General features: G+C 55.2%; 13 protein-coding genes and 1 pseudogene. 8 read left to right on the top strand and 6 right to left on the bottom strand.

What is annotated here, in order from left to right; all coding sequences use genetic code 11:
* Both HZR20_RS04545 and HZR20_RS04540 read left to right on the top strand, forming a co-directional pair.
* Positions 1 to 1055, top strand: a pseudogene (locus HZR20_RS04545) (RNA-guided endonuclease InsQ/TnpB family protein); the annotation flags it as partial.
* Between the two features lie 143 nt (positions 1056 to 1198).
* Complete coding sequence (locus tag HZR20_RS04540) at positions 1199 to 2110, top strand: carbohydrate kinase family protein (protein ID WP_181685398.1); 912 nt, start codon at positions 1199 to 1201, stop codon at positions 2108 to 2110.
* A 29-nt stretch (positions 2111 to 2139) separates the two neighbouring features.
* On the opposite strand, the gene HZR20_RS04535 is transcribed toward HZR20_RS04540, so the two are convergent.
* The 3 genes from HZR20_RS04535 to HZR20_RS04525 all read right to left on the bottom strand — a co-directional run bounded on the left by HZR20_RS04535 (position 2140) and on the right by HZR20_RS04525 (position 4400).
* Positions 2140 to 2952 (bottom strand): BtpA/SgcQ family protein, encoded by an 813-nt coding sequence (locus tag HZR20_RS04535; RefSeq protein WP_181685397.1) that lies wholly within the window; start codon positions 2950 to 2952, stop codon positions 2140 to 2142.
* A 174-nt stretch (positions 2953 to 3126) separates the two neighbouring features.
* Positions 3127 to 3837 (bottom strand): DUF47 domain-containing protein, encoded by a 711-nt coding sequence (locus HZR20_RS04530; RefSeq protein ID WP_181685396.1) that lies wholly within the window; start codon positions 3835 to 3837, stop codon positions 3127 to 3129.
* Positions 3838 to 3932: 95 nt separating this feature from the next.
* Positions 3933 to 4400 carry a hypothetical protein gene (locus HZR20_RS04525; RefSeq protein WP_181685395.1) on the bottom strand — a complete coding sequence of 156 codons (468 nt, stop codon included), beginning with the start codon at positions 4398 to 4400 and terminating at the stop codon, positions 3933 to 3935.
* 157 nt (positions 4401 to 4557) lie between these two features.
* On the opposite strand from HZR20_RS04525, the gene HZR20_RS04520 reads away from it, so the two are divergent.
* Genes HZR20_RS04520 through HZR20_RS04510 form a run of 3 tightly spaced genes read left to right on the top strand, consistent with a single transcriptional unit; the run spans position 4558 to position 9093 of the window.
* A complete protein-coding gene (locus HZR20_RS04520) occupies positions 4558 to 5025 on the top strand; it encodes a hypothetical protein (RefSeq protein ID WP_181685394.1) in 468 nt (155 codons plus the stop codon).
* Complete coding sequence (locus tag HZR20_RS04515; protein WP_181685393.1) at positions 5012 to 6733, top strand: hypothetical protein; 1722 nt, start codon at positions 5012 to 5014, stop codon at positions 6731 to 6733. The genes HZR20_RS04520 and HZR20_RS04515 overlap by 14 nt, the downstream gene beginning before the upstream one ends.
* Complete coding sequence (locus HZR20_RS04510) at positions 6730 to 9093, top strand: VirB4 family type IV secretion system protein (RefSeq protein WP_181685392.1); 2364 nt, start codon at positions 6730 to 6732, stop codon at positions 9091 to 9093. The genes HZR20_RS04515 and HZR20_RS04510 overlap by 4 nt, the downstream gene beginning before the upstream one ends.
* 729 nt (positions 9094 to 9822) lie before the next feature.
* Here HZR20_RS04510 and HZR20_RS04505 read toward each other — a convergent pair.
* From HZR20_RS04505 to HZR20_RS04495, 3 genes are all read right to left on the bottom strand, one after another.
* Positions 9823 to 11646: a hypothetical protein gene (locus HZR20_RS04505; RefSeq protein ID WP_220132644.1), complete on the bottom strand. Its 1824-nt coding sequence runs from the start codon at positions 11644 to 11646 to the stop codon at positions 9823 to 9825.
* A 30-nt stretch (positions 11647 to 11676) separates the two neighbouring features.
* The gene (locus HZR20_RS04500) at positions 11677 to 12036 is read right to left on the bottom strand and encodes a hypothetical protein (RefSeq protein WP_258560341.1); all 360 of its coding nucleotides are present in this window, start codon (positions 12034 to 12036) and stop codon (positions 11677 to 11679) included.
* Between the two features lie 117 nt (positions 12037 to 12153).
* Complete coding sequence (locus tag HZR20_RS04495; RefSeq protein ID WP_309484894.1) at positions 12154 to 12774, bottom strand: ATP-dependent protease La; 621 nt, start codon at positions 12772 to 12774, stop codon at positions 12154 to 12156.
* Positions 12775 to 13000: 226 nt separating this feature from the next.
* Here HZR20_RS04495 and HZR20_RS04490 point away from each other — a divergent pair, with 226 nt between their 5' ends.
* From HZR20_RS04490 to HZR20_RS14695, 3 genes are all read left to right on the top strand, one after another.
* Positions 13001 to 13930 carry a hypothetical protein gene (locus tag HZR20_RS04490; protein ID WP_181685389.1) on the top strand — a complete coding sequence of 310 codons (930 nt, stop codon included), beginning with the start codon at positions 13001 to 13003 and terminating at the stop codon, positions 13928 to 13930.
* A 66-nt stretch (positions 13931 to 13996) separates the two neighbouring features.
* Complete coding sequence (locus HZR20_RS04485; protein ID WP_181685388.1) at positions 13997 to 15337, top strand: hypothetical protein; 1341 nt, start codon at positions 13997 to 13999, stop codon at positions 15335 to 15337.
* Positions 15338 to 15422: 85 nt separating this feature from the next.
* On the top strand, positions 15423 to 17380 hold a 1958-nt coding region (locus HZR20_RS14695; RefSeq protein ID WP_181685387.1), incomplete at its 3' end, for a hypothetical protein.

The following is a 17380-nucleotide window of genomic DNA, read 5'->3' as shown; positions in this document are numbered from 1 at the left end:
GGTGTCGTCGCCAGGTGGAAGAACGGCAAGAAGGCATCGCAACCACACTTCAGGACGCCCTCGATTCGCTACGACAAGCGGAGTGCGACATTCCACGACGACCACGCATCTCTCTCCACAGTGGACGGACGTATCGAAGCCGAGTACGTCCTGCCGCCGAAGGGAGACAACCCACACACGAAGTACCTCTGTGACGACTACGAGGTGACGGGGGCGACGTTACAGTACCGCGATGAGACGGACACCTTTTATCTCCACATCGGAACGAAGGCCGACGTGGAGTCCGAGATACCGGACGACGGCGACGCCGAGCACAGTACAGTCCTCGGTGTCGACCTCGGTATCGAACACATCGCTGTCACGTCGACCGGGCAATTCTGGAACGGCGGATACCTGAACCACCGTCGGCGGGAGTATGAGCGGATTCGAGGGAAACTGCAACAGACGGGGACAGAATCGGCCCACCGAACCATCGCACGGATGGGCGACCGGGAGACGCGGTGGGTCGAGGACTCACTCCACCGAATCTCGAAGGCTCTTGTCCAAGAGGCGGTCGTACACGACTGCGACACCATCGCCTTCGAGGAACTAACGGATATCCGCGAGCGGATGCCCCGAGCAAAGAAGTTCCACGCATGGGCGTTCCGACGCCTGTACGACTACGTAGCGTACAAGGCCGAAGAGCACGGCGTCAAAACAGTGCAAGTCGACCCAGCGTACACGAGTCAGCGCTGCTCACAGTGTGGGACGACGCTTCGGGAGAATCGGCCGTCGCAAGCGGAGTTCTGTTGCCAAAAGTGCGGCTACGAAGTGAACGCGGACTACAATGCGGTCGTCAGGTCGTTCGCGACCTGACGGGCAGCCAGATTCCTGGAATCTGGCTACGGCGAAGAACATCGGTATGAAGGTTCTCCGTGCGGGGCAAAAGTCTCCGCATGGAGGGGTGACACGTCACCTCGCCCTGAAGTCGGGGACGCTGAACGTGAATGGCGACTACTCGCCTGCCGAGTAATTTCGGCCAGAACGGGAGTCCACCGACAAGCTCCGCCCTTTAGGGCGGAGAAGGTGACGTGAGCGTGTGCTGCCGACGGATTCTTGGATGGCGGTCGCATGGACTACGGTATGTTCGCGTTTGCCGGTGTCACTGGATCGACTCGTCCGCCACGATGCTGCCGGGATCGGTCACGGGTGGCCTAACGTGGCCTCGATCGTCACGGTCGGGAGTGCGGTACTCGATCGCGTCTACACCCTCACAAATCTCCCTGAACGGGATGGCGGTGCCTTCGTCACTGACTACGCCGAACGGGCGGGGGGCGTCGCCGCGAACGTCGGCTGTGCGCTCGCGGCGCTTGATCACGATGTCGGGGTGATTTCTCGTGTCGGCGACGACGACGCGGCTAACACAATCGTCGAGTCCCTGTCCGATCACGGGGTTGGGGCCTCCAGGGTGCGGCAGGGTGATGGAGCCTCCTCGTACACGCTCGTTCTCCGAGGGCCCGACGGCGACCGCATGATCGTCGCCGGGGGCGACAGCGTTCCACAGTTACGACTCCAGGCGGGCGACCGCGATCGGTTACGTGGGGCCGACTGCGTGTTCACGAGCGCTTACGCGCCGGATCCCGTCGTGAGTGAGCTGCTGGACCTCCACGCGGCAGGGGAGATCGACACCCTCGCCTTCGATCTTGCGGGTCCCATAGAGGAACTCGAAGGCCGCGGGACGGCCCCGGCGACGATCGACCGCCTTGCCAGAAGCGCTGACTTGTTTGTCGGTGGAGCGGTCGCCGCTCGATCGTATCTCGGGACAGGTCCACGGGACGCCGCCGAGCGACTGCGAGCACGGGGGGCCTCGCGCGTCGCAGTCACCGTCGGCGCCGACGGCGCGTATCTGGCCGCAGACGAATTGAGACATGTCGAGGCCGTCGAGACCGATATCGTCGACACGACCGGTGCGGGCGACGCGTTCACTGCAGCACTGATAGACGCCTGGGTGTTGGGCGACCGTACAGGGGCCTCTGCGGGCCAGATCGCGGCGACCGCGGCGGCCCAAAACTGCACTGCGCCCGGCCCCCGTGGCGCACTCCCCACTCGCGAAGAACTCCCTGAAGCATAATTCTGGGCGTCAGCTGGCGCGTTGGGCCGTCAGCTATCGTCGTCGGGTTTCGCCGCCCCGACCAGCTGCCGTACCCGTTCCTCGTCGACGGGAGCGGTCGTTTCACCGTCTTGCTTGAGCGCGGTGCCGACGATCACGCCGTCGGCGAGATCGAGCGTCCCGGCCACGCTCGCCGCTGTGACGCCACTTCCGACGAACACCGGCGCGTTGATGTCGAGTTCGTCGCGGGCCTCGACGACACCCTGGAGGTGATCGCGGTCCGTCTTTTCGCCCGTGCCGACGCCGCTGGCGACGACGCCATCGGCGTGGCCCCGCTCCAGCAGTTCCGAGATTTCTTCCTCGAGGGGCCGTTGGGCGAGTGGGGCAGAGTGTTTGACGTTCACGTCCGCGAGTATCGAAACGTCGGTGTCCAACCGTTCGCGGAGTCTGACTGTCTCGGCCGCTCGGCCGGTTATGACGCCTTGATCGGTGAGTCGAGCCCCCGAATGGACGTTGACGCGGACGAACGACGCGCCGGCCGCCGCCGCGACCGATAGTGCCGCTTCGACATCGTTTCTGAGCACGTTGACACCCACGGGCAGGTCGATCTCCCGTTGGAGGTCGCTGACGAGGGCCGCCATCGATGCCACGACGTGCTTTGGCACGTCTTCAGCGTAAAAGGGCGCGTCGCCGAAGTTCTCGACCATTATTGCGTCGACGCCGCCGGCCGCTAAACGACGGGCGTCCCGCACCATCGCGTTTCGAATCTCGTCCCTGTCGCCGTCGAACGCCGGCGCGCCAGGCAGGGGTGCCAGATGTACCATCCCGACAACTGCACGATCGCCGCCGAAATCGAGACTCATGGGTCGACCCGCTCTCCTAGTCCGTTACCCGGTTGTCCGCCCGCGTGCTTGGCGGCGATACTGTTGTCGTATACCATATCGACACTACGTCCCGCGGGCAGAAATATGTTCAGTCAGCCGATCTCGGCTACCCGGAACGTCAGCCCGGGCGAATTGCGGTCCGGAGCTGCACGTTCACTCGTCTTCGGGGTCGATCTCGGTGACAAGGCCGGGTTCGTCACTGGCGATGACGATGATGCGGTCGGTGACGTCTTCCATCGTGTTCGCGAGGTCGTCAAAGAGGATCGCGAGTTCGCGGTACATCAGCGCTCGGGCAGTCTCCTCCTCGGCGAAGGCAGTCCGGATGACGTCGTTTTTGATCGAGTCACAGCGACTCTCCATGTCCCTGATGGCTTTGATCTCGTCGTAGAGCGAATCCGATCCACTGGTGGTGCCCAGGCCGTGGACAAACCGTTCGACGACGTCTTCGAGTGTCGTCAGCATGTCCGCGACGTGTTCGGCCATCTCCGAGAGTCCCTCGAAACACGCCGTGTCGGCCGGCGGCTGCATCATGTCGAGTTCGTCCGCAATCCGCTCGGTGAGGTTCGCCAGTACGTCGATCTCCTTGTAGAACTCGATGAGCTCGGACTGATTGTAGTTGAGACGCGTGTTGAGCAGCCCCATGTCCTCCGGATTGGCGTTCGTGATCGAACTCGTAATCGAGCGGATGCTTCGGTCGCCGACACTCTCCAGGTCGCCGATGCGTTCGACGGTCTCTTCGATGTCCTTGCCGGCGGCGTACTCATCGAGTAGTGCCGGCAGCAGTCCGACACACTCTTGGAGTGAATCCAGATATGCGTCAGTCTGTGATTCGAGCTCGTCGCCGAAGTCGTGTTCTGGTGGCATGTTCTAGCCACGAACACAGAGCGTAAAGAGCGTTCCCTCCTTCTCCGGTTGGGAATATACCGGACAGTATCCGTTCCGTCCCGCGCTGACTGGCCTCACCCGTCTGGATTCAGGCGATACCGGGTTGTCGACCGCCCCAGAAAACGTGGCCCGTCACCGGCGGCGGTGAACGCTGAGGCTTCGACCGCACGCCTGACGATAGGTTCGTTTTCGGCCACCAGCAACTCAACGTCCATGTCCTCGCGGCGAGCGAAGCCGACCGGTTCGTCTAGCAGGCGCGTACATGCCGCTTCGGTACCCCCGATCTGGGTGACGTAGACCGTCTCACCGCGGACATCGAAACTGACGAACCCGACAACTCGGGCATTATCGGCGGGCTCGTTCGAGTGGCCGGCTGCCGTGCCGTCACTCGCTGTCGACCTGGCTTCCCCAGCGTCTCTTTCGTGTACGCTCGCGATTCGCACCGTCCGGTCGTGGATGAGATTTCGCATCACGTCGACTGGAGACTCTCCGACCCGTGCGAGCGCATCGGCGTCAGCCTCGACCGCGTCGCGGATGTACATACGATCGGATACCACTTCTTACCCCATCAATACTGTCGTTTCACGGTCCTTTCTCGAATTCCCACTAGATTTGCGGTATATGTAGACAAATATTGACAATCTATATGTTGCTTCAGTCAGTAAGTTTTACATACATGTGGGAATGGTATTGTCTGATGTGAAAACAGTACCAATCCCAGGGAAAATACTGCGAACTGACCTTATGCTTGGATTGACGTTTAACGAGCTAATCACGCTGGGGACCATCCCGCTCGTTGTTGTCCTTCCAAGTTTGTACATTGGTCAAATCCCATTACCAATTTCTATCGGAACTGTACTTATAATGACTTTAATTGTTGGACTAGTCATTATCCAAACGCCTGAGGGGCAGACACCCCTCAGCTGGGCTCCAGCTGCATTCAAACGCCGAATCACTCCTGATACGTATTATCTCAAACCACGGGCAGTCGGCCGGGGTCGGGTGACACATCTAGATGTCGTACATACCGCATCTGAACTGGAAGATAAATCAACAAACACCGATCAGCATACAATAACAGACCCGGACGAAGCGGATCGCGACGAAACGCTGTTGGATACATTCTCAGTTGGCGATATCCTGCAGAAATTTGATGAACATGACTGACCGTTCCGCATCCACAGCATCGAGTGACGTGCTCGAAACCAAGGCTTGTCACGTCCTTGCAGAGACGACTCCTTCAGTCCAAGATCGCATTTCTTGCCTTGTATTACTCCTAGGGGGACCAAAGGCAATAGACGACGCACTGGTCACGTTCGTGGAGGCCGGTGAACAGCACGTATTAATCGACAAATACCGACGATTTGTCCACCTCGAACGATATTGTGAGCGATTATCAGTGTCATATGAAATCACGTTACACCGACTATTGGCTCGTACAGTGAACAATGAGGGTACGACGAATTTGCTTCGACCAACGATCGAGTCGGCTGATCGTCTTTCTACTGAACAGACCGACCATCGATTATCCTTGCTCAATTCCATAGAGCAATCATCGTCATCTCATACTGTAGACCAATCCCAACAAGACGCATTTGGCTCGAACCTGTCAGAGAAAGAAAACACAGCTACTCAAGATGACACCCCAATCGAAACACTTGCCGAAACGAACAGTAATGCCTCCGGAGAACGGGGCCGTTCACGAGACTCGGATTGTGACGGTTCCTCGAATAAATCGGTCCGGGATGATATCGCGTCCACCACTGGTCAAATGAGTGATGACAACAAGTTGCGATCCGGCGAACAATCAACGAAGAACGATACAGCCCCCACTGATGAACAGTCTGGGGGTCCACAGTCGGATAGTATTTCTCACGGTCTTCCCACAGATCCCCCCGCAGCCCATTCGATATCATCGACTCCCCTGGAGACGGGGACTGCTACTGACACCGATAGCCAGGAACCACCGAATCACAGTCCTGAACATGCGAAATCGGACGGTATGGGTATTGACCAAGAACCTGATGATCGTCATCGGGGCAATATCAATCCCCCGCAGCGTAGTGATCCTACTGAAACTGGTTCGATGTCGGTATCGAATTACGCCCAGGATCTCGTCTCTTTCGATTTTGTCCTCGATTCGAATGACGAATCCGTCCCAAACGACGTTCAGGCTGGTGGTCTCATCAAATTAGATGAAAAACAATATGCTGGAATCGCTCGTGTTCACCCTCGAACGTGGTCAATTCACACGAATGAAAAGAAGGCAGAAATTGTCGGAGCGTACAAGTCTTCGTTCCTGGCGACACTGGATTTCCCGATTCAAATAGTATCGTATCCGACACATTTTGACATTTCGGATCACTTGGAGCGATTACAATCCGTGCGTGATCTCTCAGAAGATGACTATGGAGATAGCGGCCTTGCAGATATAGGACGGTCTCTCTATCCCGAGTGGTTCAAACAGTTTTTATCTGATAACGACATGAAACAGCGTGAATTCTATATCATTGCGCCGACATCTGCCGAGCAGATCGACCAGTTTCGAAGCGATGACGACGGGTTCTGGAATTCGCTGGCTGATTCGTTTCCGCCGGCAGAGCCGGTAGCTGCCTTTTTTGGCGATGATTCAGAATCAATCAGTACTCAGCAACTACTACGAGAACTAGATTCACGGCTCAATCGCATTTCGAGCGGACTACAGCGGTTCGGTGTCCAGTCAGAACGTCTCACTGATCGAAACGAAGTAATGGCTATTTTGCATCACTATTACAATAATGAAAAACCGCTTACTAACAAGTTTCCTGAAGGAATACAAATTGACGCAGAGCCATTTGACTTTGATAGCTCAAATGTGGGGGCTGATGATACATGACTGATCTCGCGACGGGGATCACGTTTACGATCAGTGGTGTTGATTATAGCACCACTTTGGGACCGTTATTGATTCAGGACTTCTTAGATACATTCGGGTTATTTCCAACTGTCGGAATTTTCATTGGTGGAGGTATCGTGTTTATCGGCGCTATTGTTTTAATGGTGCCAACTGACGGACGTCTTGAATGGAGTCTCAGTGTGGCGTCTTCAGGGAACTCGAAAGATGATCTCGATACAGAGCTTCTCACAGAGGCAGCGCGACGACTTGATCAATCGAATGAAGACATATCAGAAGAAACGCTTTCAGAGCATATTGAAGCGGTTCAAGAGGATACACATTCCGAGGACTCGACTGATATCGGTGTCCTTGAAAACGAGAAGACACGAAGTGAATCAGCGAGGGTCAATGTCGCCCCTGACCGTATCACAGAAACGCAAAGTTACATCAAACGTCTAGGAGATTCTGGTAAGGAACGCTATGCAAGAATTCTCATAATTTCTAGCTTTCCGAATCGCGTTGCTCTTGGATGGCTCGATCAGGCATTCACGAGTGGTCTATCGATAAACGGAGCTGAACTGCGCGTATCGTATCAGATCTGGCCACGTGATTCCGAACAAATGAAGCGGAAACTCGATGTGAAAGCAACGCGGCTCACCTCTCAAATCCGTCGGAAAAAAAGTGATGGGAAACTCAACACGATTGAAGAAGAAAAGCAGCTCTCTCACGTTGATCGTCTACGGGAGGGATTGACGGAAGGTTCGACGAAATTGTTTGACTTCGGCGCCTACTTCGAAGTCATTGCTGATTCTGAAGAGACTCTAGATGAAGCTACGAAGGAGCTCAAACAAATCCTATCACAATCAAACGCTCGTGTGACAACCTTGTACGATAGACAACTTGAAGCTCAAAATTCTGTTGCTCCTCTCGGAACCGATAGTATCAAGAACACACAAATTATGGATCTCGAATCTCTCGGCACAACTTATCCATTTACGGACAAATCTGTCGTGGAGTCCAGTGGCGTACTCATGGGCTTTCAGATGTCCACTAACGCGCCGATAATCGTGGATCGATTTGCTCAATCGGGTCACAACATGTTGATATCAGGCAAGATCGGCTCGGGGAAGTCCTATTTAGCCAAACTCGTCATGTGGCGACGGTTGATGATGGATCCAGATACAGAAGTCCTCATTATCGATCCTGTGGGGGGATTTGGGGATGTGGTGGAAGCGGTGGACGGCCAGAAAGTCACAATCGGCAACCAGACCACGATCAATCCTCTCGAAATCAAGCAAGTAGAAAGCATCGAGGATATCGAAGGTGATCCGTATGATGATAAGATTCGGAGTGTAATGGGGCTGTTCGAATCGCACTTTAGGGGCAAACGCGAGTTAAGCAAAGAAGAGGAGGGGGTCCTCAGACGGGCGATTCGGTATGCGTATCTCGAACGGGGGATTACGAAGGATATCAGCACCCATCATCAGCACAGTCCACAAATTGGTGACGTGATAGCTGTCTTAGGCCAGATGTCTAACGGCGATCCGCCGGGAGAGTTCCTTGACGTTCCAGAATCAGTTCGCTCAGAAATCACGACTATAAATACTGAGACATCTGTCGAGGAACGCGAGCAAGCCGAACGAATTGCCGATTACGCCCATAGCGTTCTGTTGGGATTAGAAGACTTCAAACAAGGGGGGCAGCGATCGAATCTCAACGGGGAAACGAACGTTCGTCTCGAAGATCGGATCGTTCAGTTCGATCTCTCGAGTGTCGCTGATGGAAGTAACGAAGGGCTCATCATGCATATTGTTCTCGACTGGCTGTTCCAGCGAGCGAAAGCGAATACCGAGAATATGGTGGTCATGATCGACGAGGCTCACTACATGCTGGGTCACGAACAGGCACTGGATATGCTCAACCTGTTCGCACGACACAGCCGACATTATGGGAGTGGTCTCACCCTCATTAGTCAGACTGTCGATGAGTTCATGACCAATTCGAAGGCGAAGGAAATCTACGACCAGTGTGACATTCGTGCGTTGATGCGACATCAAGACATCGGGGACAAAGCAATCGAAGCACTCGATCTCACCCCCCGAGAACGAGATTTCGTATTGCAAGCCCAAGCAGGTAACTCAGCAGCATACTCTGAATCGCTTCTGTACGTTACCGACGAAGGGAAGATGCGCATGCGAGTCATTTCGAACGACTTCGAACATCACGTCATTGACGGTGACATGAACGTCTGGGCATTGCTCTACGATAATGAGATGGTTGACTGGACAGATATTCCAGACGATGAGCGACAATCAGTCAAACAAATCCTTGGATCGCCCGAATCCGGTGCGGTTGGATAAGTATCTTTGACCCGATGTCGAAGGATATTCAGTTCGAATGTGGTTATTATACGATTAGTCGCCGAATCTCCCGGTGGGGTGAATCATCTTGTACAACTATTTTTCGACTAGGGCGCGTCGAACTGAGTGTCTAAGGTGCCTGACAGACGATATTTTGGACCGCGATCTGCCGGGTGTTGGGTGCCTGAACGTTTGATCGTTCGCTACTGTCGCCCGAAATTGCTTGGTCGCCACCGCTGACGGTAGAGTGTCTGTTCCCGGAGCGAGTGGGCAGCTACCGACTCGCCCACCTCTCGCAACTGCTCGTTTTGTGCATCGGAGCTCCGTGACACCTCCATCTACGCGGCTGATGCCGTTTGAAGACCGAATTCGACGAGACTGTCGCCTCGCGATCGGTTTTGGTTCACCAACTGCTTCGGATCGTGGCGTCGGAGCCGTAACTGATCTCTATTCGAGTATGCAGGCCTCGTATCAGGGGCCCTCAACCGCCATCAAGAAACCACGCAGCGGCAGCGAGTTACGTGACTGACCGATGGGACAGACGAGTCAGGAGGGCGGGAGAAACGGAGTGGCGGCATTGGGTAGGATGTATTATATTGTGCTCGACAGCAGCTGTAACGGTTGAAAAAGCTGTTTAACGGGGTAATTGCGGAAGTCTGTGGCGAGAATCCACGACGGGTAATCCGTCTCACGTATACGAGTGAAGTGGCGCGAAGGCAGGTATTGCACTTATTCAAACAAACCAAAGTGACGGATGTAACCATACAGAAAAATGAGTGGCGTCACGACAAGTATCGTCCCTAGTAATGTATGTGCTCGTTCCAGTAATAGTAGCTTTGGAAGGAACGTCCTCGACGTTACTGTTTCTCCGTAAAACACCGATCCTGACGGATTTTCCCAGTTATCCCGAAGCACTCTTGCTCTGACCAGCGTATTCGTTCGTTCTCCTACTACGTTCCCCGAAGCGTCCGTAATTGCGACGCCGTTAGCGTTCGTTCGCTGTGGTTCGACGCCATAGAGGCGTACTTGCCGTCCTCCCAGTGGCTGGTTCGTGTCCGGATCTTCGACGTGAATCTTGACTCGATCACTATCGGAGAGCCCAGTTATCGACACATTTGGGTGTCGATATTGGATCACTTCGTCGACATCGACGTCTACTTCTTGGCCGTGAATCGTCGTCAGTGACGTGACGTTGCCGGGCGCGTCCTGAATTACGATACGCGAGTATTCGATTGGGACTGACGGATCGAACGTCACATCCGAATGATTTGTCTGTGGCAGTGTCACATTGTATCCTTCGAATCCAATGACCTTAGAGCACGAGCAACTCGACGATTGGTCGATAGCGTTGACCGTTGGGCGACGATCGGCACCTATCAGGAACGTTCGGGGGACCTGTGGCGGTGACTGGACGCTGCTCGAACCGTCCTTGGTATACCGAACACCGTGCTGGTATTGCCGCGAGGAATAGGTACGCCAGGTTGAATCGACGAATGCAGTATCTGACCCAATTGTCAGGTGGCTCCATAGTAGTCGATTCATGAGATGCCCAGTACTGATGGTATTGCTTGCGCGGGGTCCGTCTAACGTGAGTACGAGGTGACTGGATTCGTTATTTACCCTGATGACACGCTGATGAACATCCAGATCGCCCGTATCAGTCACCAGGGTGTCGTATGACCGACTCGACAGGCTGACGCTATCCTCCTGGTGGAGGGTTGGCGAACGGGTCGTCTTGTCCCAGTCCCCGTCGCTCCATCCGTCCGCAAACATCGTGATCGGATCCCAGTCACGATCGATGCGTGTTTCGTATACTCGGACAGAAACCGAGCCATCAATTCTAAAATCCTCTTTGGCATTCGAGGTGAGCCCAGAATAGTGAATGACGTTATCACCGGAAAATGACGCCCCACCGATAGACGCCGTACGACTCTCTTCTACCGCCATGGAATATCGATAGCAGGTCTGAGAGCCGTCATCCCAGACCGTTTCGGCAACCGAATCGTTGTCGTAATCCCTCTGGTGTGTCACTTTTTGTTTGGGCTCACAATAATCATCTGGTGGGATGTCATCGCGGATTCGATAGTCGAGATGTGACAATACGGCACCCTCTGACCCGATCACAAACGTGTTTTCTAGGGCATTTGACCCGTGTGCGTCACTTCGGGCCAGACTCATTGCACCGCCGTGAAAGCTCAAAAATGTTATGTGTGCATTTTTGATAATATCCGAATTGGATACTTGCGAGCGGTCTATAGCAAATGATGTGCGCAAATCTGTCTCCATGTCCGATACACTGCGCTGCTGGTATTCGAATAGTGTCGCATCTCCGATCTCGTACTCCGGTTTTGTGGTATAATATGCGATGTCGGATATCTTGACAAAATTCTCTGGTTTGTTCGGGTTGGCTAACTGGCTTACGTCGACGTCGTGGTCGTCAGAGAAGAACGCTCGCTCCTGATCCGATGATAATGTCGTAGCCGTGAACACCGCTCCAGTGACTGCTGTGCTCGAGACGAGAACAACCAGTAGCGCCACCACCCCTTTCTTCATTGATTGGTCAAGGAGCGTTTTTGAATCAGGTCAGACCATGTTGGCCAGCACTTGCACTGCCATCATGACGATCGCGGCCCCACCGGCACCGATGAAAGAATTGCGTATTCGCTTACGCCCTTTGTCACTTTGTTCGGTGTCTGTTCCAGCAGTCATCCACTGAAACAGCCCGAATGCACCGTTGGGCACTGCCACGGCGACGATAACTATCGAGAGAAATTGACCGACTTGATTGATTTTATTTTTCAAATCCTGTTGGGTAGGAGCACTCGAATTATTTTGTGCAAGGGCAGGGCCAACGGTCACTGTCAACACGACCGTAAGGATGGCCAGCACCCGTAATACCTGTCCGATTTCCGGCGTCAATCGCTGATTATGTTTGTGCATCATATAGTTATCGAATACTTTTCCACATTATAAGGTCTTTGATTTGGAACTACAGTAATCTAATTACGAATTCACGTACATATTATATAATTATATAATATATCGGGCCTACATGTCTGTTCAGCAACCTGCATTCGAGTCCAGGGCTCGATCTGCGGCTTGTTCGAACGTCCCAACCTCTACGACGCGAATGCCACTCACCGTAATGCCCTGGTTTGGGGGGACGAGAAATACCTGTATCCCTCGCTCACTGGCGGTTTGAGCCTTTTCGCGAATGTACTGTACGTCGACGACGGTACCATCTGTGGTGAGACCACCCGTCGCAGCGACACTCTCGTTCATCCGGGTACAGGGGTTGGTCCCAGCAAACCCAAGCGCGAGTGACAGTGCCGCACTCCCGCCACCGACGGTATCCCATTCGGACGGGGTTTGCAACTGCAGCACGGCGCCCCGGTGGGCTGGCGGCGTGTCACTCTCGTTTGCGACAGTCCACGCCCTGGCTATCGAGCGTTGGACGTCTGACGTCTGGGCCACGTCACTGATGTCTGTATAGAACCCATCGACTGGTATGGAAACAACGGTCGCGGGAATCGCAATGCCGTTTCCAGACCGTGTGCTGTACGCATAGAGTGATACTGATTCTCTCGTGGGTTCCACGCCAGTCTGGTTGATACCGGCAAACACACCGAGTACGTCCTGAGATTCCTCAAGTGACTCCATCTGTGCTTCGAGCTCGGTCACGCGATGATTAACCGCAGCAGTCCAACTGGCGGTGATGATGACGAGTCCAATCAGGGATGCTATGAAAATGTGTGACCGTTTCACTGGATTGAAGTCACCAATTGGACGTTCATATTCGAATGGAATAATATTTATGCAATTGGGATATACGGAGTGATGAAACAGCTGTGGTGTGTGGATTAATGGACAGCAACCGGCCGCTACCAACTTGAACGAATACCTGGCTATGAGTGACGTCTTCTGGTCAATTGTGTTGTTGCCGTTCATCCCGGACGTATACGAGATTCTCAAGAACGCAGTAACGTGGATGATTACGACCTTCGTCGGCGGCCTCATGGATGCGTTAGCCGTCGTTCTCTCGACGGGATTCGAGACGTTCCTGTTTTTTCCAAATCCAGCCGACGTTCAGGTGTTAGACACCTTGTGGTGGCTCTCGCTCAGTGTTTTGGCAGCCGTCGGTGCTCTCTCCATCGTCTACGTTCTGTTGCTGTCACAGTTCTTTCCGGGAAAGGACAGTGCCGACCTGCAGTACTACATCGAAACGGTTCTCAAAACGTTCATCATCGTCTTCATTTCACGCCCGCTGATATCGTTCAGTGTTGCGTTCTCTCATGGGTTGACCGGGATTTACTACAAAACGACGTACGATCTCTCTATCGCGGTATCGATCAGTGCACAACTCGTCGATCAGTTCGGGACGTTCGTGGCGCTCTTGTGGGGTTTGCTCGCCTCGGGTGTCTTACTGGTGGCCGGAGTTGGGTTCATCATCCTGCTGGTTGCCCGGATGCTCATCGTCTACGTCACCTTCGCGTTGCTGCCGCTGTTGATGGGGCTTCAACTCGTCGAAGTTGGCCCTTGGTCGAGAGTAAATCAGATGGGAAAGAAGTTCATTGCGACGAGTGGGAAATTACTCATCTTTGGGGTGTTCATCACGGCACTCATTTGGGGGAGTACGATAATGATCGACTTCGACCAGTACGATTCGTCGGGCGGGACGTTCGCCGGTGGCACGGCAGAGCAGGCCCAACCGCCAGCGGGAGAGTTCGGGTCGGTTGGTGGCGATATTTCGACGCTGATACTTGATTTTTTCAAACTGGTCTCTCCACTGCTAGTCATCAATTTCCTTGGATTTCAGTACGTGATGGGGGTGATTTGAGATGGTCCTGCAGTCTGTCCAGCAATCATTACCACACCCAGTACGTCAGGGTGGGAGTTGTGACATATGATTGGTCTTCTGCATGACATGCGGATGATCGTCTTTATGTTCGGGATCAAGGACACGATTCGATCGATCATAAATAACTTATTCAACGCATTGTTCGATTTCTCGATCGATCTTTTTGCAGACATCATGAATCTCTTTTTGACGATCGATCCGGCCCATCTACAACCATTCGAAGACATTTGGACGGTGGGGGTGTTCATCTATTTCAGCTTCCTCACCTTGTTTGCTGCCTCGACACTGGGGTTGGCTCAGGTGTTCCCTGGCGCTCAGCAGACCGACCCGACCAGATTCGTCTCACGAGCAATCGCCGCGACACTCTCTTTGTGGATTGTCAATCCTCCTGGGTGGGGGTCGGATCTCTTCTCGAAGGGTGCGTTCGGCTGGGCATTCGTCGTCGTGAACGAGATCTGCACGCTGTATCTCGATCAGGTCGGGACAACCCTCTCGTTCCAGAGCGACACCCTCGCAGGCGCACTGGGTGGCGGATTCGTCCTCCTCGGGTTCGCTCTCTTCCTCGGAGTACCGCTACTGGTCTTCGAGTTTATTCTACTTGCGTTGCTCGTCGCCAGGCAAGTCATCATCCTCCTCACGTACGGGCTTTATCCGGTGTTGATCGTGTTTTGGGTGGCCGACGCCGGTCCACTGCGATACGGCAAGCAACTCTCCTCGAAGCTGGTCAAAACGGCCATCACTGCACTGGTCGGCGGGATCCTTATCGCAGGTATCTTCACGACTGGCATGGCTCTCATCAGTGGTAGTAGCCACGTCTTCGGTGGTGGGGCAGTGACTCAGGGGGCAAGTGGGGGTGCCCCTGTCGCAGAGGGTGTGTTCGCGACAGACTCTTCTGGTGAGTACCTAACGAATACCGTCTTCAAATTGATGGTCATCGGTGCCACTTGTTTGTTACCGACACTCATGCTGGTACAGATGCTAGGTGCAATTGGAAGTGGCATCACGTCAGTTGCCCGACTGGGTGCCGCCGCCGCGTCGGGTGGCGCGAGTGTCGCCGTGTCGGGGACGATGATGGCCACTAAGGAGATGAGCAAGAAAGGCATCAAGCAGGGGGCCAAATCGGCAGCCAAGAAGGGCAAACAGAAGACCAAACAGGGAGTCAAAGACCGGGCAAAGTCGGCCGCCAATACTGCCGCCGAACGGGCGAATCCAGTCGACAGGGGGAGTGGACGGACGGGCGGTGGTGAGCGGAATTCGGTCCTGAACCACAATGCCCCCCAGTTACAACAGTCCCAGGTCCGTTCCGGTGAGCAGGCTGATCCCGACGAATCAGCGACCGACACAGGGAACGACTCGTCGAACCGATCGAACTATCCTCGGAACTGAGCGTAGGTACTCTGCCGTCGATGACCGGGCTCGCTCGTATTGATATTAGCTTTGACAGACATAGTAACCATTAAGTGCGAACGTGATGCCTTTTCTGAATGTACAGAAAATGGGGGTGCTGTCGGTGGGCGGGTTCCGGTGGCTGCTCGGTAGTTTCTTCAGCGACAGCGTCGTGTTGATCAGTTTCGGTCTCGACTCGCTCGTCGAGTGGATCAACACCCAAATTTTCAACGCGGTATTCACGTTGATCGGTTATCTCCTCAACGGGTCGATGCAGACACTATTGCATTTGGAGCCCGCTGCACTCAAGGAGTTTCAGGATATGTGGGAGCTATCAGTGCTCATCTATTTCGGGCTGTTGGCGGTTTTTGCGCTGGCCTACCTCGGGATGTTTCAGTTTTTCCCGGACGACAAGAAGTCAGATCCGTACCGGTTTGCCGGGCGGGCGCTGGCGGCCACGCTATCATTGTTCATCATCAATCCGCCGGGGTGGGGGCCGACGCTGTGGGGTCGCGGACTGTTCGCAGCGGCCTTTGAGGTCTCGAACACGACGATTGACCTGTTTCTGGAGTCGACGACGTTCACTATATCGACGAGTCCGAACACGGGTGGTGTCGGGTCGTTCGTGCTGTTGTTGTTCGGCATTGTGATGGGGCTGATCGTCACCATCGGGCAACTGCTGATGGTCGTCGTCTTGATCGCCCGGAAGGTAATCGTCTACCTGACCTATGGGCTGTATCCGTTGCTGATCGTGTTCTGGATCGGGGAACTCGGTCCATTGAAGTACGCTAAGGCGGTGAGCGAGAAGCTGTTCAAGGCAACGGGGATGTTGATTCCGGGCGGGATTTTGATCGCGGGGGTGTTCGCGGTGGGCCTGGAGTTTGCGACGGGGACAATGGGGGTGCTGGCCGGGGGAACGGTCGGGTCGGGCGGGGTCGATGGGGCGTTCGCGTCGGGAAGCAACGTGCATCCGCTGCTAGCGGCGGCGATGCCGCTGATGGCGGTGACGGCGATGAACCTGGTGGCGATCACGTATGTGACGAAGTGGTTGAGCGGTGCGATGGGTGGCGCTGCCAGCAAAATGACAGGGAAGGCAAAGAGCGCGATGAAAGGCGGGGCGAGCAAGGCGAGCAGTGCCGTGTCGGGCGGGGCGGGCGGGGCGGGCGGAGCGATGGCCGGCGGATTCATGGGCGGCGGCGATCAGACGGCAGTGAACAACCGGTTTGGTGGTGGGGAACCGGCGATGGCAGGGGGTGGCAGTGGTGGGGCCCCTCGAAAAGAGGAAGCGAGTGGATCACAGACGGTCAGCGAGACAGCGCCGGAGTTAGAGCAGTCGTCACTGGATCAGTATGGAGCGGCCGGTTTGGCTGACACCCAGAGCGACCGTGAGAAGTACACCGAGCCGTCGACGGAGTCGACCGAGAGCGATGAGGGTAGCGAGGAGTCGTCGGTGGACTTGACCAGCGAGCAGGAAAAGCGCTTCAACGAGCTTGAGGCGGAGGTGAGGTCGGAAGAGAGCGACGAGGCAGCGTCGTACACGCCGGGAGAGTTAACGGTTGAGGACGCAAAGTCGATGACAGACAACGAGGAGATGGCAGAGACGATGTACGCGCTGGACCAGAAACTGGCGTCGTTATCGGAACCGGACGAAGCGACGGCGATGGGCAAGGAGACGGCGAAAGGTGCGGTAGCCGGAGCAGCGGGCGCGGGTGCCGGACAAACGGTCGGAGCGGTGTTGGGTGGCGTCGGTGGCTCGGTTGCCGGCCCAGTCGGTACTGCAGCGGGTGCGGCGTTGGGCGGGGCACTCGGTGGCGCGGCAGGCGGGATGGCGGGTCACGTCGCGTCACGGATGGTTGGCGAGGGATCGGTTCGCGGTGGTCTGGAGAGCGTCTCGGAGGTGGCGAGTGAGGTACGGTCGAGGGCAAAACAAACGTATTCGTACTCTCCGCCGGGCGGTTCGGGCGACGGCGAGTCTGGGAGTGTAAGTGCTGACCGCGGATCGGTTGAGGATAGCAGTAAAGGTGCAGATCTGATATCTGAGGA

The sequence above is a fragment of the Halorhabdus salina genome, assembly GCF_013839425.1.
GTDB lineage: Archaea > Halobacteriota > Halobacteria > Halobacteriales > Haloarculaceae > Halorhabdus > Halorhabdus salina.
The sequence above is the reverse complement of the archived record's forward strand: the minus strand, read 5'-3'. Positions and strand labels throughout refer to the sequence as shown.

What these genes read in the sequence shown, in the direction of transcription:
- HZR20_RS04535 (WP_181685397.1), bottom strand. Translation starts at nt 2,952, where the DNA reads ATGAGTCTCGATTTCGGCGGCGATCGTGCAGTTGTCGGGATGGTACAT.
- HZR20_RS04530 (WP_181685396.1), bottom strand. Translation starts at nt 3,837, where the DNA reads ATGCCACCAGAACACGACTTCGGCGACGAGCTCGAATCACAGACTGAC.
- HZR20_RS04525 (WP_181685395.1), bottom strand. Translation starts at nt 4,400, where the DNA reads ATGTACATCCGCGACGCGGTCGAGGCTGACGCCGATGCGCTCGCACGG.
- HZR20_RS04515 (WP_181685393.1), top strand. Translation starts at nt 5,012, where the DNA reads ATGAACATGACTGACCGTTCCGCATCCACAGCATCGAGTGACGTGCTC.
- HZR20_RS04510 (WP_181685392.1), top strand. Translation starts at nt 6,730, where the DNA reads ATGACTGATCTCGCGACGGGGATCACGTTTACGATCAGTGGTGTTGAT.
- HZR20_RS04505 (WP_220132644.1), bottom strand. Translation starts at nt 11,646, where the DNA reads ATGAAGAAAGGGGTGGTGGCGCTACTGGTTGTTCTCGTCTCGAGCACA.
- HZR20_RS04500 (WP_258560341.1), bottom strand. Translation starts at nt 12,036, where the DNA reads ATGATGCACAAACATAATCAGCGATTGACGCCGGAAATCGGACAGGTA.
- HZR20_RS04490 (WP_181685389.1), top strand. Translation starts at nt 13,001, where the DNA reads ATGAGTGACGTCTTCTGGTCAATTGTGTTGTTGCCGTTCATCCCGGAC.
- HZR20_RS04485 (WP_181685388.1), top strand. Translation starts at nt 13,997, where the DNA reads ATGATTGGTCTTCTGCATGACATGCGGATGATCGTCTTTATGTTCGGG.